At 30.5% G+C, this 15,920-nt stretch carries 16 protein-coding genes; 7 read left to right on the top strand and 9 right to left on the bottom strand.

Features of this window, described 5'->3' with window-relative positions; genetic code table 11:
• The first annotated feature begins 151 nt into the window (after window positions 1-151).
• On the top strand, window positions 152-955 hold the full coding sequence (locus ACXIHB_RS15030; RefSeq protein ID WP_349264968.1) for a toxin-antitoxin system YwqK family antitoxin: 804 nt from the start codon (window positions 152-154) through the stop codon (window positions 953-955).
• A 331-nt stretch (window positions 956-1,286) separates the two neighbouring features.
• Here the strand turns inward: ACXIHB_RS15030 and ACXIHB_RS15025 are convergent, their stop codons facing one another.
• The 6 genes from ACXIHB_RS15025 to holA all read right to left on the bottom strand — a co-directional run bounded on the left by ACXIHB_RS15025 (window position 1,287) and on the right by holA (window position 6,946).
• A complete protein-coding gene (locus ACXIHB_RS15025; protein WP_349264967.1) occupies window positions 1,287-1,889 on the bottom strand; it encodes a hypothetical protein in 603 nt (200 codons plus the stop codon).
• 160 nt (window positions 1,890-2,049) lie between these two features.
• The gene (locus ACXIHB_RS15020; protein ID WP_462098564.1) at window positions 2,050-2,673 is read right to left on the bottom strand and encodes a hypothetical protein; all 624 of its coding nucleotides are present in this window, start codon (window positions 2,671-2,673) and stop codon (window positions 2,050-2,052) included.
• Window positions 2,670-3,173: a hypothetical protein gene (locus tag ACXIHB_RS15015; protein WP_047790647.1), complete on the bottom strand. Its 504-nt coding sequence runs from the start codon at window positions 3,171-3,173 to the stop codon at window positions 2,670-2,672. The genes ACXIHB_RS15020 and ACXIHB_RS15015 overlap by 4 nt, the downstream gene beginning before the upstream one ends.
• Before the next feature lie 66 nt (window positions 3,174-3,239).
• The gene (locus ACXIHB_RS15010; protein ID WP_159616990.1) at window positions 3,240-3,872 is read right to left on the bottom strand and encodes a hypothetical protein; all 633 of its coding nucleotides are present in this window, start codon (window positions 3,870-3,872) and stop codon (window positions 3,240-3,242) included.
• 120 nt (window positions 3,873-3,992) lie between these two features.
• Complete coding sequence (gene tssD, locus ACXIHB_RS15005) at window positions 3,993-5,573, bottom strand: type VI secretion system tube protein TssD (protein WP_462098563.1); 1,581 nt, start codon at window positions 5,571-5,573, stop codon at window positions 3,993-3,995.
• A 371-nt stretch (window positions 5,574-5,944) separates the two neighbouring features.
• Window positions 5,945-6,946, bottom strand: coding sequence for a DNA polymerase III subunit delta (holA, locus tag ACXIHB_RS15000; protein WP_239180672.1), 1,002 nt, complete (start codon window positions 6,944-6,946; stop codon window positions 5,945-5,947).
• Between the two features lie 365 nt (window positions 6,947-7,311).
• Between holA and ACXIHB_RS14995 the strand changes: the two genes are divergently transcribed.
• The gene (locus ACXIHB_RS14995; RefSeq protein ID WP_047789206.1) at window positions 7,312-7,755 is read left to right on the top strand and encodes a type I restriction enzyme HsdR N-terminal domain-containing protein; all 444 of its coding nucleotides are present in this window, start codon (window positions 7,312-7,314) and stop codon (window positions 7,753-7,755) included.
• A gap of 4 nt (window positions 7,756-7,759) precedes the next feature.
• The gene (locus ACXIHB_RS14990; protein ID WP_462098562.1) at window positions 7,760-8,308 is read left to right on the top strand and encodes a nucleotidyltransferase family protein; all 549 of its coding nucleotides are present in this window, start codon (window positions 7,760-7,762) and stop codon (window positions 8,306-8,308) included.
• A 166-nt stretch (window positions 8,309-8,474) separates the two neighbouring features.
• On the opposite strand, the gene rlmF is transcribed toward ACXIHB_RS14990, so the two are convergent.
• Genes rlmF through ACXIHB_RS14975 form a run of 3 tightly spaced genes read right to left on the bottom strand, consistent with a single transcriptional unit; the run spans window position 8,475 to window position 11,592 of the window.
• The gene (gene rlmF, locus ACXIHB_RS14985; RefSeq protein WP_462098561.1) at window positions 8,475-9,332 is read right to left on the bottom strand and encodes a 23S rRNA (adenine(1618)-N(6))-methyltransferase RlmF; all 858 of its coding nucleotides are present in this window, start codon (window positions 9,330-9,332) and stop codon (window positions 8,475-8,477) included.
• Window positions 9,332-10,927, bottom strand: a complete 1,596-nt coding sequence (gene bshC / locus ACXIHB_RS14980) for a bacillithiol biosynthesis cysteine-adding enzyme BshC (RefSeq protein ID WP_462098560.1) — start codon at window positions 10,925-10,927, stop codon at window positions 9,332-9,334. Before bshC ends, rlmF begins: the two co-directional genes overlap by 1 nt.
• Window positions 10,927-11,592 (bottom strand): class I SAM-dependent methyltransferase, encoded by a 666-nt coding sequence (locus ACXIHB_RS14975; RefSeq protein WP_462098559.1) that lies wholly within the window; start codon window positions 11,590-11,592, stop codon window positions 10,927-10,929. Before ACXIHB_RS14975 ends, bshC begins: the two co-directional genes overlap by 1 nt.
• A gap of 121 nt (window positions 11,593-11,713) precedes the next feature.
• Between ACXIHB_RS14975 and ACXIHB_RS14970 the strand changes: the two genes are divergently transcribed.
• Genes ACXIHB_RS14970 through ACXIHB_RS14955 form a run of 4 tightly spaced genes read left to right on the top strand, consistent with a single transcriptional unit; the run spans window position 11,714 to window position 15,877 of the window.
• Complete coding sequence (locus tag ACXIHB_RS14970; protein WP_462098558.1) at window positions 11,714-13,648, top strand: BatA domain-containing protein; 1,935 nt, start codon at window positions 11,714-11,716, stop codon at window positions 13,646-13,648.
• A complete protein-coding gene (locus ACXIHB_RS14965; RefSeq protein ID WP_462098557.1) occupies window positions 13,645-14,904 on the top strand; it encodes a dihydroorotase in 1,260 nt (419 codons plus the stop codon). Before ACXIHB_RS14970 ends, ACXIHB_RS14965 begins: the two co-directional genes overlap by 4 nt.
• Window positions 14,905-14,908: 4 nt before the next feature.
• Complete coding sequence (locus ACXIHB_RS14960; protein WP_073181181.1) at window positions 14,909-15,235, top strand: hypothetical protein; 327 nt, start codon at window positions 14,909-14,911, stop codon at window positions 15,233-15,235.
• Window positions 15,236-15,238: 3 nt separating this feature from the next.
• Window positions 15,239-15,877, top strand: coding sequence for an alpha/beta hydrolase (locus tag ACXIHB_RS14955; RefSeq protein WP_159616168.1), 639 nt, complete (start codon window positions 15,239-15,241; stop codon window positions 15,875-15,877).
• Window positions 15,878-15,920 lie beyond the last annotated feature (43 nt).

Genomic DNA, 15,920 nt, shown 5'->3' with positions numbered 1-15,920 from the left:
TTTTTACAATTATTAAAGCAAGTTTTTTATTCTTACTTTAGCTAATAAAGTTTTCACTTATTTCTTAAAATCCTTTCAGTTTTTTAATTTTATGTGCACTTGCTAAATCCAACAACATAAAAACAAATAAAAATTTATAATCAATTAAATAATGAACTTCAAAAAAGAATATATACCCTTTTCTTTCGTACTTCTTTTAGTATCGATGAACTCTATAAGTGCTCAAAACTACATTGATTATTATGATAATGGAAGTAAAAAATCTGAAGGTTTTAAAAATAGTGAAGGAATAGCGTATGGTAACTGGACATATTACAGAAAAGACGGCTCTATAAATTCTACAATTAATTTTGATGAAAATGGAACCCCCAAAGGTTCTTTTGTTCTTTATTATAAAAACGGACAAATTCAAACTGCATGTAGCTACTCTGGTAAAGGGTTTTACGAAATGGATGGTAACTACGAGAGTTACTATAAAAACGGACAGTTACAATCCACAGGGTTATACAAAGAAAATAAGCCCGTTGGAAATTGGATAAATTATTGGAGCAATGGTCAAATTAAATCAAAAGAAGAATATACTGAAAAGGGCATAATTCAAAAGAATACTGAATATTATAAAAATAGTCAGTTACGACTTGATGCTAAGTATAATGATGTAGGTGATTTTGTTGGTAAATTAATTATATACTATGATAACGGAACTATATATCAAGAAAAGGAATTTAATGAAAAAGGAAATAAGATAGGTACACATACTAGTTTTTACCCCAATGGAAATATTATGGAAACTGGCAGCTATTTAGGTACTGATTATTTTACAAAAGTTGGGGTTTGGCGAACTTATTATAAGAATGAAAAATTGAAGTCAAAAATTGAATACAACCAAGAAGGGAGCATCATAAAAAAAACACTTTATGATAAAGAAGGTAATAGAATACTAACGAAGTATTAACGTATTTTTTTGACAAAAAACATCTCCCTTTAGTCTTTAATTATAATCAAACGATAAAATTAAAGTTAGAGATTATTACTTTGAAAAAGGTGAATGGAACGTTGAACTTAACGGTGTATTAAAAAAGGGCAGTTCGGTTGGAGAAGGTAAAATCCAATATTTTAATTTTAGGCAATACTCTGTAAAACCTTTGTTTTATGAGGAAATTTTAATAATGATTTAGTTGCTGTTAATGTAGTACAAACAGATTAAATTTGTAGAAGAAATATGTATTATTAAACTAATTACGTAGTCGTCTACAAAATATGAGATTACTCCTATTTTTTTGATGTTATAAAACTTTTAATCTTCTAAAATCAACTTTTCTTTGGTTTAAAAACTTTAAATCTACAAAGTATTCTTCAAATTCTTTTTTAAGAATGTTCCTTCCATCTTTACTCAAATACATATCTTCCATTTCCCATTTTTTATAATATATATTAATAACGTTTTGTTCGTAAAGCTTCATTCTAACTTCAACTTCATTCATAAAAACTGATGTTTGCAGTTTTATATTTCTGTCTTTTAAAGAAATTGTTATTTGCGACCTAAACCTTTTACGAGTTTCAAACCTGTCGTGTTTGTTTTTATAATATTCAGGCGACCTTATAAATAATCCGTCTAAAAAACTACTCTTTTCATCAAAGTAATCGTCTGGATTTTCTCTACATTCTTTTCCGTATATATCAATAGATATAGTTTCGTCGTAATAGAATCCTTCAACTCTAACATCTTCTGTAGATACTTTTATGTGTAAGTAATCTTTAAAGAGCGACTTGCTTGATCTGTTGTTATATCTGGTTGCATTATTATAGTTATCGGGACTCTTATGTGAAGATGTAAGGTAAATACCTTCAACTATTTTTCTTATAAATGTTACTAAGCTAAACTGCATTATTAATGGGGTTCTTTGATGTTTTAATTTTTACAACCTTTTCATGTAAATTAAGTTATTATTGATTTTAAAACTCATACATAGAAAAACGATTACTTATTCTGTTAATAAACTTTTTAAGAGTACTATGAATTAACAGGTAGATAATTAACTTCATTGATTAGTTAACCTTAATAGGTAATTTAATTCTTTTAGGAGGAGAAGTTGTTTTATCAAAATTTGTAAACTTTAAAAAAATACTATCATTTGATAATAATTTTTGTGTCAATTCAGGCAGTTTATTTTTGAAGTTTTTAAAACTACTCAAATGTATTGAGTCTTTATTTAAATGTTTGTTTTGAAAGGCTGAAAGAATTTTATTAGAATCCGTCAAGTTATTAATAAGATGTTTTGAGTAAACGACATACTCTTTTTTTTGTTTTGGAAGTATCTCTTTTTTGAGCGTGCTACTCAGTTTTATTAAATCGTTATTATCATTCTCCTTATACAAAAATGCGAAAGCACCTTCACTAGTTTTTTTATAGATGTATTGATGAAAAGTAAGCTCTTCCTTTTGATTAGCTGATTTATTATTTATAGTTAAAACAAAGGGAAAGCTAATAGCCCAAATATCTTTCTGCTCTTTATCATACCAAGCAATAACTTTATATTTATTAGACACCTTACTTGTAACAGTAATTTCTTTAGTTGTTGTACATGAAACTAATAGAAGTGTGAGTATAATATTTAAATACTTTATTTTATTTAGAGAAAAAAATTGATTCAATAATTGTTTTAGTTTCACTCTATTTCGAATCCTTCTTTAATAAAAGTAGCACTTCCTCCTTCTTTAATTACATTATTTATTTTCATTTCATAAAAATCACATCCCCATTTTTTTGACAATGTGGTAAAATGAGGTCTTACTTTGTATTTAAAATCACTTAATATATAACGCTCTTTGTTTGGAAAAACCAAAACAACAGTATCTTTCAATCCAATCTCTTGGTATATAGTCACATCCCTTCTTAGTCTTATACTATCTGTAATTTTTTCCGGTACATATAGTTTTGAAATAAGTGGGTTTACTCCTCGTATTTCTAAAACAATATCAGAAATTTCATTATAAGAATATCCTAAAAAAATTAATGAAAGCTCTGTTATTTTTTGTTTTTGACTACATTCTTTCTCTATTTTAATGTAATTGTCTTTTTCTTTATTTGTTGATTCACATGTTGTAAAAAAAACGAGTAAAAAAACGAGGCATAAAACGTGAAATACTTTATTTAACTTTAATATATCCATAATAATTTTTTGCAAAATGTTCCCATGTAATTTGTGTTTTTAAAGTTTTTATATTGATTTAGAAATTTAATTTTCACTCCATTCATCAAACACTTGAGCTACCCAAAAATCCTTTTTGCTATCATACTTAAAGTAAATTTGTTCACTCCCAAAATCAGTCTCTATTTGTAAAATAGCATTTTTCAAGTCTTTACTTATAATTATACTTTTAAGCTCAAATAGTAAGTTTTTATATTTGATTTTTCCACCTGGGTAATAAGCTACCCCCCTAAAAACAGCTAGAACATCTTTATCCTTTTTTAACCCATAAACAGACGCAGTTGCAAATCGCTTTCTCTTACTTATTATTTTTTTATACTCTTCATTATAATAAAGCAATGTACGCTCAGTATTTCTAGAGCGTGGATAAAGAATGTGTTTATTTGATTTTTTCTTGTTTATAGGCTTAAAAAAAACTCTTCCATAATTATCTTTTGTTTTAATTATTGAATCACAAATAGCAACATTTACAGATTGGTCTATAACTAAATATTTCACACTGGACAACAGTCTGTTTTTTCCACTACCTACAGAATCAAGGAATCTTTCGTAAAGGACGTATATTGTTTGGTCTATCTTGTTGAGACTATTTAATTTTTCTTCTGAAATAGGTATAGAATTATTTTCCCATGTAGTGTAAAACTCCTGTGCTTTTATCATTCTACTTTTACAAGAAGACATAATTAAAATCAAGAACATTATTTTAAACAAAAAGATTTTAGACTTAGAATTATAGAATTTAAAAAGAGTCTTTAGAAATGATATATGCATATTGTACTTTTATTTTAGTTTAGAATATTCTTGTAATTTTTCCCACTGCCATTTGTAAGTATGTTTTTTATTGTTTTGATAATCCATATAATTATCTGTTTTACTACTCTTAAACTCATGTTCAGCTCCCTTAAAAGTATGTCTTAATCCCATTGCATGCATAAGCTCATGTATAATGTTTTCTGTCTCAATATTACCGTTAGGATCTAATACTAAGAAAGCAACACCTGTTCCTGTAGGTGACACTCCTCCCATTGTTTTATATTTTCCATTTGGTTGAATATCTTTTTCATTAATACATTTTTGATTGATAAAATACACCGTCAATTTATTTACATCTTCTACATGCTTACTACTTATGGCTGATAGAATAACTTCTTTTCTACTTCTTTCAATATAGTTTCCTATATTTACATTAGGGTGTTTCTTTAAAAAACCATAATTTTTAAACTTTGTTGAATGTTGACTAATATCAATTAGTGTAGCACTGTTATTTGTTATAGGAGCATCTATTAAGGCAGGGTTTAAACCTTTTCTAAGATAATTTTCCAGTTTTTGTTTATTAACTTCCTTTTTTAAGAGTGCATAATCTTTTCCATTTCCTTGGATTTCCACAAAGCACCATTCTAGGTCTATCGTTTTAGGTTTAGGGTAGTATATATTAAGAGCGCCAACCGTTAATTTATTATCTGCTTTTACAAGGATTTGTGCTGGAATGGCATTATTGTTTTTACATGTAATTTTTACCTCTTTAACTCCTTTTAAATTTTTTGGTTCAAAACTAAAATCTGGGTGTTCTTCAAAAGCTATATCATCATATTCTTTAGCTCTACCTTTCTTTTCCCAATCTAGCATTAATTCTACAGTTTGGTTTTTCCTTATGCTTATCCAATTTGGTATATATTCATCCTCCAGTATTTTTTCTGAAAGAGGTTTGTATTCTTTCTTTAATTTTTCATAATCAGATATAACTATACTTTCTTTAGGAATACTATCAAAACCAAAAACTCCATTTTTAATATCGGTATTTTTAGCTCTTAATATTATTTTAAAAGGCTTTTTTTCTTTTTGAGACTCTTTATTTTCTTTCGCTTTATAAGGAGTTTCTTTTATAGGTGGTATAAAACTTTCTTGCCAGTGTTTTATATAACGAGTAGGACTTTTTCTTCTCCAATCTGTACTATTATTAAAAAAACGATAGTCTTGCATCGCAGGCGATATGGTTAACGTAACATACATCCCTTTTTGGTTATCAAAAGCTTCGTAATAATTTACAAGTACACCATCTTGAAAGTTGTATTGGAATAGCTCTACTCCATCAAACTCATCTTTGTAAAAGACTATTTTACCATCTCTTAACAGATATAAATTAGCAGGATATTCAACTTTTGAGTTTGCTGTTCTATTGGCTTTAATCCACTCTGCAAAAGAGTCGTCATACATTTGTGATTCGAAAGTTACTGAGATAGTTCCTCCCATTAAGGCAGAAGTAGGCTTACCGTTCCAATCAGTAAGTCTGTTATAATTTAAGTTAGTAGTAAGCAATTCTCGTTCCTCACCACATACAAAAAGCTTTGCTTTTATGTTCATAGAATTTTTTTAGGGTGGTACAATTTTTTGAGTTAAAGATATAAAATATCTTCAAAATCATACAATCAATATGTTGATTTTTAAGCTTTTTACTGTAAAACACTGTCTTTTAAGAAGAACCAATTTTATTTGTACGCAGCTTGTACCAGTACATACAATTTTATGTACTTAAAAAGCCACTAAGTAGTAAGTATTTTTTTGCTCTTTTATTCGAGCAGTTATCCATTTGATACGTTTGCTTATGAAAAGTGAGAGTGTGTGTAAGTTAAAATTGTCTCTTCATTAGAATTTTGTTTGTAAAAAATAGTTTTACGATATTTTTACTTGTAGTTTTTTTCTTCTTAAAGAAATAAGAGATGCCCACAGTAGTGTTAATGCAAAATCTTAAACAGTAATTCTTTTAAAATATCAGCATGAGTTTGGTTGGCTCCTACTCCTTTACTTTTTACATCGGCATCACGTAATAAGGCAATAATTTGTGATACTTTTCGCATCGGGTAGTTACGGGCAGCGTTTACATAGTCATCCACAAAATATGGGTTTACTCCCAAGTTTTTAGCAACCGAAGCCTTCGATTTGTCTTTTAATCCGTGGTACATTAATAACTGTGTAAAGAAGCTATTTAGTAAGGAAATAGTCATTACCAACGGATTGTTTTTTGGGTTCTGCGCAAAATAATTGATAATTCTGTTTGCTTTCACCACATCTCGCTGTCCTACTGCTTTACGCAACTCAAAATTGTTAAAGTCTTTAGAAATCCCGATGTTTTCTTCAATATGCTTATCGGTAATAATGGTTTCCGCAGGCAACACAGAGGTTAGTTTATCTAATTCGTTGCTAATCTTGCTTAGGTCAGTTCCTAAAAACTCCACCAACATTTGCGAAGCTTTCGGTTCGATGTTAAACTTTTTTCCTCCCAACACCTGACGAATCCAATCGGCTACTTGATTTTCGTATAGTTTTTTACTCTCGTAAATGAGTCCACTTTTAGCTATGGCTTTGTACGCCTTTTTACGTTTATCGAGCTTTTTGTATTTGTAGTTAAACACCAATACGGTACTCGGTTGCGGATTGGTAGCATACGATTCTATTTTATCAATCGTACGGCTTAAATCTTGCGCTTCTTTAACAATAATCACCTGCCTTTCTGCCATCATCGGAAAACGCTTTGCCGACGACACAATTTCCTCTATCGACACATCACGACCGTACATAACTACTTGATTGAATCCTTTTTCAGATTCATCTAACACATTATCTTCAATGTAATCTGAAATTTTATCGATGTAATACGGTTCTTCGCCCATTAAAAAATAAATGGGTTTGATGTTACCTCCTTTTATATCGGATATGATAGATTTAATTTCGTTCATGTGTCTTTCTTCTGCCTTCTTTTGGTGTTGTTATTTAAAATGTTATAGCGAGGAGTGGCTTCTTTTCTTCGAGAAAAAGATTGCTTCACTATCGTTCGCAATGACGGTAACTGAAACGTCATAGCGAGGAGTGATAACGACGTGGCTATCTTTTTTTCGACTAACAGATTACTTCGCTTTCACTCGCAATGACGATTACTATAATGTCATTCCGAAAGAGGTTACGACTGAGAAATCTGATTCAACGGAGTAACTCACGTGTTTAAGATCTCTCACATTCCGCGTTGCTTCAGTTCGAGATGACAATAATGTTTCGTCACAGTAAACAACGAAGAAATAACTTATAATTTTCTTACTTTTGGGTTATGCAAAAGCTCAACCTTCCTAGCTATACATTCAAGCTCAAAAGTAACGAAAATAAGACGCTTATTTTTGATAATTTGAGAAAAAAATACATGGTATTAACTCCTGAGGAATGGGTACGTCAGCATTTTGTACAATGGTTAATTCAAGAGAGGAACTACCCTGTTTCATTGATTGCTATTGAAAAACAATTGGTTATCAACAACCTTAAAAAACGTACCGATATTGTGGTTTTTGCTTCAGACGGTCATCCGAATATTATTGTGGAATGTAAAGCACCACATATAAAAATTACCCAAGATACATTTGATCAAATTGCACGTTATAACTTAAAACTCGATGCTGATTACCTCATCGTAACCAACGGACTGCAACATTTTTTTTGTATGCTTGATAAAGAGAACGAAACTTATGTGTTTTTAAGGGATATTCCTGAATACAAATAAATCTATGAAAACAGATTTTACCCCTCAATTCATAAGCATTATTGAAAATGACGCTTGGATGCTACGTATTCTTGAAATCGTTCGTAACCTACATCTTCCTGATTGTTGGATTGGTGCCGGTTTTGTTAGAAACAAAATTTGGGACTATAAACACAATAATAAAAGAACTTCTTTAAACGATGTTGATGTTATTTACTTTGATAAAAGCGACATTACTAAGACTCGTGAATTAGCTCTTGAAGAACAGCTCAAAGCTATTAACTCTTCTGTTAACTGGTCGGTAAAAAATCAAGCTAGAATGCATGTTCGAAACGGTCATTCACCTTATAAAAATTGTTACGAAGCCATTTCTTACTGGCCTGAAACAGCTACTGCTGTTGCTATTCAGTTAAACTATGATAGTCAAATCGAATATATTGCTCCGTATGGTTTAGATGATGTGTTCAATCTTATTGTACGACCTACTCCTAATTTCGATTTGACAACGTATCGTAATAGGATTACAAATAAAGGGTGGAAAGATACTTGGGAGAAGTTGATTATTGAAAAGTAAGAGGAACTCTCCTCGTGAGACTCAACTTCGTTAATTCCTCCTTTTTTCATCACTTCTAATAACGGTTTCCTATTTTATTAAACAATTATGAAAAGATTATCAAGATGGTAAAATACCTCCTAATTTTTAATGAAATCACTTTAAACTAATAATAAACAATTACTCACTATATAAACCTCCAACACACAATACGTGTTACCTTGTTTCCTTGGTGCATAGGAATTACTTTGAATTCTTTAACTCCTAACTTTTTTCCTGAGTTTTGTAAACTTTCTACGTTTTCTTTTTTTGAAACTAAACTCGTAAACCATTTACTTACTTTCGGATATTTAGAACTCTCATATAAATAGGTATGCAAAAAAGCTTTTTCTCCGCCTATATACCATAACTCATTAGAGTTCCCTGCAAAATTACGTACTGTATTATTCCCTAAGTTTCTCGATTTTCTTCGGTTGGCTCCTCTCGCCTCTTCTGCCGATTTATAAAATGGCGGATTACACATCGTTACCGTAAATGCATCACCCTCTTCTATAATTCCTTCTAAGATATGTTCTTCTTTAAACTGTTGTCTTAACTCAACCTTATCCGTAAAATCATTATCATCTATAATATCCTGAGCATAATCTAGTGAATCTAAATCGATATCAGTAGCTACAAAATTCCAATCGTATACTACAATTCCCAACAAAGGATAAATACAACTTGCCCCTGTACCAATATCTAACACCGTTACGTTTTCTTCACCTGCAACTAAATCAGCTAAATGATGAATATAATCTACTCTTCCAGGTATTGGTGGACATAAATTCTCATCAGAAAAATTCCAATGTTTAATATTATAGTGAGCTGCTAATAATGCTTTATTAAACTCTTTTACGGCTATTGGATCAGAAAAATCGATGGTTTCTTTCTCAAACTTTTCAATGATAAATTCAGAAAGTTTCGGATACTTTTCTACTAGTAATTTGAAATCGTATCCTTGGTTGTGTATATTTTTAGGATGTAATCCTTTTTTTGTGCTCATTAAAGTGTAATAAGGGTAAACTCTAGTTGTAACGGATGTAAGTTTTCTTTTAGAATTGTAATAAAATCTGCTCCATACTCTAAATAGAACTCTGAAAAATTACGTTGTCGCTCTTCTAAACTTTGATTAGGTAATAATTCGTTTTGCAAAGCTACAATTCTTTCAACCATTTCTTTTTGACGTCGTTTTTCTGCTCGCAACCATCTTTTTTCAAGGTTTTCTAATCCTTTCACCTGCTTTCTTTCTTGTGCATTAACAGCTCCTACAAAAGAAACATCGGTCTTTTTAGCTAGCTTACGTAAATCATCAAATTGTTGTTGTAAAAACTGTTTTTGCTTGGTAAAATCTACCTTAGTATCGCCGTTAGCCAACACTTTTCTTGCTAGTAAGTCGTCTTGTTTTAAAAATAGTTCTTCTTCTGAAACGTTTAGTTTTTCTAACTTTCCTAACTGCTTTTCTGAAAGTATTTGAGCTGAGTTTCTTAATAACAAAATAGGAAACGGAACATTTACTTTATCAAAATATGCCTTTAGCTCTAACCAATACGCTAACTCTCCTCCTCCACCTATGTAGCATAGGTTCGGTAAAATTACCTCTTGGTATAGTGGACGCATAATTACGTTTGGCGAAAAACATTCTGGCTGACTATGTAAATGATCTAAGATTTCATCCTTTGTCCAAGAAATATCTGTATTATTTACTTTGTAAATTCCGTTTTCAAGAACAATACGTTCACGAATCCTATCAGTAATATAAAATAAGTTTATCTCACGTGGATTTACTTGTATTTTATATGATTGTTCTAGTTCTGTAATTGTTTTCGATACTTCATTATAAGAAGTTTCGTGTAACAAATCGTACTCTACATAAGGTATTAACGCTCTTTTTAATTCTCTTTCGTCAGCATCTAAAATTACCAAACCATATTTTCCAAAAAGTTTATCGGCTACATATCTGGTTGCACCTGCTAATGTTTTGTGCTGTAAATATCCTTTTTCAAAAAGTTCTTTTATTTGAATAGCATTTTTTGAACCTCCTAAATGTTCAGCAAATACTTCAAATACATCTTGTAACCCCTCGGTTGTAAAACGTCCTACAGGTCCTTTTTGGTCAGAGTTCCACTGTACTTTTTTCCCTTTAAAGTTAAAGAAGTTAATTTCTTCAAAATCGTGATCTTCTGTTGCCATCCAATATACAGGCACAAAATTCTCATTAGGAAACTGCATTGACAAATGCTCGCACATGTTTATGGTTGATATAATTTTATACAGAAAATATAACGGTCCCGTAAACAAATTCAACTGATGCCCTGTTGTTATGGTAAACGTATTCTCTTTTAGTAAACTTTCTATATTTTTTTGCGTATCGAACGACAAATCAATGTCTTTGTATTGTTTTCTTAATACTTCAACTAACCTTTTCCTTTGAGTATTTGAAATTGGGTTTTCTTTTTTTTCTTCTAGTTGCTTTTCAAAGTTTCGTAAACTCGGATAACGGTTATAAAAAGGTTGAATCTTTTCATCAGCCTTTAAATAGTCCTCCATTGTTTTAGAAAAGAATCCTGTGTTTTTATAAGGGATATTGGTTATGTTCATTACTTATTGGCTCTTTGAAATAATGTGTAAACATACGGACGTTCTCCTCCGTACGGATTTACAAATGTGTGATTAAAACTATTGACTAAAACAAAATTGTTTCCTAATTTTTCTTGTAGCATTTCCGTATTGTAACGTTGTAATTGCAGTCCACAACATTTTTCTGCTCCGTCTAAAGCAAAAACAGCAATAATTACGAATCCGTCAACTTTTACAAGCTTCTTTAACAGGTTAAAATAGGCGTTTTGTTCTTCTTCTTTTAAAAAAAAATGTAGTACTGCTCTATCGTTCCAAACATCAACTTCTTCAAGATCTTGTAGTTGGGTTGGAGCCACTAAATTATCGGCTATAAAGTTAACTTTTGATGCACTTTCTCCTAATCGATTTTTTACATCGGTTAGTGCTTTTTCAGATAAATCATTTGCTATTAAGCCTGAATATCCATCGGCCACTAATTCATCAATTAACATAGACGAACCAACACCAACGTTTAAGATTTTAGCGTCTTGTGGTACGTTAGATTCCTTTAATAATTCAATAGTTTCTTTCGAACTTTCTTCGAACCACCCTAGTTTTTCAGTTGGATTTTTTACATAGGCTGCATTCCAGTGTTCTTTATAGTTAATTTCTCCCGGAATGTTACACTCACTCTCTTTTGTAGTCATAGTTCAAAAATAGGAAAATTTAATCCTTTGTCGAAAACTTACCACACTTCTAACAGATTTTTAACTACATTCTTTTTTAAACCATCTATTTAGGTATTTTTACAGTTAGTAAATTACAATTATGCAGTTTAAACATCCTGAGATTTTATATTTCTTAGCTTTTTTACTCATTCCTATTTTGGTGCACTTGTTCCAACTACAGCGATTTGTAAAAGTTCCGTTTACCAATGTAGCTTTTTTACAAAAGTTAGTGTTACAAACACGTAAAAGTTCTCGTATAAAAAAATGGCTGATTTTAGCTACTCGTTTACTGCTACTCACTTCCCTTATTTTTGCTTTTGCTCAGCCATATTTTAGTAACCATAAAGTAAATGAAGAGCAACATTTCTTTATATATCTTGATAATTCTTTAAGTACTAGTGCTATTGGAGAAAAAGGTAATTTGCTACAAATTGCTGCCCAAGAAATTATTGAAAACTCAACAGAAAAAACTAAGTATTCTTTACTTACAAACGATCATTTTTATACTAATAAAACAGCTTCTGAACTAAAAGAAGAGCTGTTAAAAACAACTAATACTGCTAAAACTAGAGACCTTGCTGATGTTTTTTTAAAAATGACTAGTGAGCATAAGTCTATAACTTCTTCTTCCAAAAACATTGTGATTTCTGATTTTCAAAACATTAAAAAAGAGGAAATTGACAATGCTCCTAAAAATACTTCTTTTGTAAAGTTAGTACCTGAACAAAAAAGCAACATTTCTATTGATAGTGTTTTTGTAGATGATAATGGAGGTTCTAATTTCAACGTACATACTGTTGTTAGAAATCAAGGAAATGCTAAAAATGACATTCCTATTGCCATTTACAATAATGACAAGTTATTGAATAAACAAACCTTTAGTATTGAGGAAAACAAGACTACGGAAGTTACTTTTTCTGTTGTAAAAACTCCAATGTTTTTAGGTAGAGTTGCTATTAATTTTAACGACACTTATGGGTTTGATAATTCGTTTTATTTTACCATTAATGCTAACGAAAAAATTAATGTATTAGCAATTGGAGAATCAAATAACTTCTTACAACGGATTTATACCAAAGAAGAATTTAACTTTACTTCTTCTACGCTACAAAATGCCAACTATAATTTGATAGATAAGCAACATCTTATTGTATTAAATGAGTTGGAAAGTATTCCAGAAACACTTCTGAATAGTTTAGAAAACTACACTAAAAAAGGCGGAAACCTTGTCATAATTCCAAGTAAAGAATCGGTATTTTCTTCTTATAACAACTTTTTCGGGAAGCTAAATACAGGAAGATTACTTTCTAAAAAGAATGATAGTTTAAAGGTTACTTCGATTAATTATAATCATCCTCTTTTGAAAAATGTTTTCGAAAAGAAAGTTGCTAACTTCCAATATCCGTTTGTAAAAACTTCTTTTAATTCAGAATTTAAGAATGCTAGTAACATTATTTCTTTTGAAAACAAACAAGGGTTTATTAAACAGATTAATTTACCAAATGCTTCTATATATTGGGTGGCAGGTTCTCTAAATAAAGACAATAGTAACTTTACGAACTCACCTTTAATTGTACCTGTTTTTTATAACATCGGAAAACAAAGTTTACAACTTTCTGAATTGTATTATACCATAGACAAACAAAATACTATTGATATTGATAAACAACTAGGTAAAGATGAAGTTTTAAGTATTGTTAGTAGCAAAAGTTCTTTTATTCCTTTGCAACAAACTTTTCAAAATAAAACACGTATTACAACTAAAGATCAACCTTTAGTTCCTGGCTTTTATCAAATACAACAAGGAAATAATGTGCTTAGAAATGTTGCTTTTAATTATAACAAAAGTGAAAGTGCCTTAGATTTTTTAATATTTTCTGAAGCTAATGATATGACTATATCTACTTCAGTTAAAAACACCTTGGAAAATATTAATGATGAAAACAAAATTCAATGGCTTTGGAAATGGTTTTTGGGCTTAGCTATTGTATCTTTGCTTTTAGAAATTTTGATTTTAAAATTCTTTAAACCATGACAACGCTGCTTAAATCGGCAACAATAATAGATGCTTCTAGTCCTTACCACCAACAAACTAAAGATATTTTAATTACCAACGGTATTATTACCAAAATAGACAACAACATTGCTGATGAAGAAACTTATCAAGTTGTAGAGCTTGAAAATCTTCATGTATCTCCGGGTTGGTTTGATACGAGCGTTTCTTTTGGAGAACCGGGTTATGAAGAGCGAGAAACCTTGCAACATGGTGTTCAAGTAGCGGCTAAAAGTGGTTTTACACATGTAGCTATTAATCCAAATACACACCCTATAGTTGATAATAAATCAGCCATAGAGTTTTTAATTAATAAAGTAAACGGAGCTGCAACTAGCATTCATCCTATTGGAGCCTTAACTCAGCAAAGTAAAGGAGTTGAAATGTCTGAAATGTACGACATGCAACAATCGGGAGCTATTGCTTTTGGCGATTATAACAAACCTGTTAGTAACGATAATCTATTAAAAATAGCATTGTTATATGCTCAAAATTTTGACGGATTGGTACTAAGCTTTCCTAAAAACAATTTAATTGCTGGTGAAGGTGTTGCTAACGAAGGTAAAAATAGTACGCTTTTAGGATTGAAAGGAATTCCTGCACTTGCAGAAGAAATTCAAATTTCTCGCGATTTATTTTTGTTAGAATATACAGGAGGTAAATTACACATTCCTACTATCTCAACTGCTAAGTCTGTTCAACTTATAAAAGAAGCAAAAGAAAAAGGCTTAGATGTAACGTGTAGTGTTGCTGTACATAATTTAGTTTTGACAGATGATGAACTACATGGCTTTGAAGCTAATAAAAAAGTAAATCCTCCCCTACGTACAGAAGAAGATAAAAAAGCTCTAATACAAGGTTTAAAAGAAGGAATTATTGATATAATTACATCAGACCATAATCCTATAGACATTGAACATAAAAAAGTAGAGTTTTCTACTGCAAAAGACGGTACTATTGGTTTAGAAAGTGCTTTTGGAGCGCTAAATACTGTATTAGATTTAGAAACTATCATCAACTGTTTATCTAACAATCCTAGAAAACGTTTTAATGTTGAATTAGCTTCCATAAAAGAAGATGAAAAAGCTACTTTGTCTGTTTTTAACCCTGATGGAGCATATACTTTCTCAGAGCAAAACATTGTTTCTACCTCAAAAAACAGTATCTTTCTAGGAAAAAAACTAGAAGGAAAAGTTTATGGTATTTACAATAATAGTCAACTAATTTTAAACTCATAGAATCATGGAAAATCTAACAGTAAACGAAGGAAAAACTGAAGCAATTATTAGCCACTTCACAATTATAGGACTTATCATAGCTTTCGTTTTAAACATGAACAAAAAAAATGCTTTTGCTAGTTTTTACATTAGGCAAATGCTAGGGCTAAATATATTGTATATGGTGAATATGTGGATTGTTTATAAATATTTAGGAAATACAATAGGTTGGGCTGTAGGAGTACTATTATTTGTACTTTGGTTAATTAGCCTTTTAGCAGTTTTAAAAGGAGAAAAAAAGCTTGTACCAGTTGTTGGAGAACAATTTCAAAACCTATTTAAAGGAATTTAATACATGAGTTTACAACATATTGTAAGAGAGCCTAAAACCTCTAACGCTAACCCTCCCTTATTAATTTTATTACACGGATATGGTAGCAACGAACAAGATTTATTTTCATTTGCAGAAGAATTACCAGACGATTTATTAATTGTAAGTGCTAGAGCTCCTCACGATATGGGCTATGGTGGTTATGCATGGTACGCTATAAATTTTGATTCAGTTAACGGTAAATTTTCTGATTTAAAACAAGCAGCTGAATCAGTTGATAAGATTGCTTCTTTTATAGACGAAATCAAACAGAAATACAATACCAACCCTGATAAAACATTTTTATTAGGATTTAGCCAAGGAGCTATTTTGAGTTATGCGCTAAGTTTTAAATACCCTAACAAAGTACAACATATAGTTGCTTTAAGCGGCTATATTAACGAAGAGTTATTACCTACTGAAATAGACAACTCTATTACAACAGATTATTATATTTCTCACGGAACTGTAGATCAAGTTCTTCCTATAGATTGGGCACGTAAAGCTCCTATTATACTGAAAGACTTAAAGTTAAAAAATGAATATTCAGAATACCCCGTAGGTCACGGAGTAGCTCCTCAAAACTTCTATAGTTTTAAAAACTGGATCGTGGAAAGACTATAAATTTTAACAGTTAAATTGATTAAAATTAAATATTTTTGCAATC

The sequence above is a fragment of the Tenacibaculum sp. IMCC1 genome (genome assembly GCF_054906355.1).
This window is presented reverse-complemented; position numbering and strand designations above follow the sequence as displayed.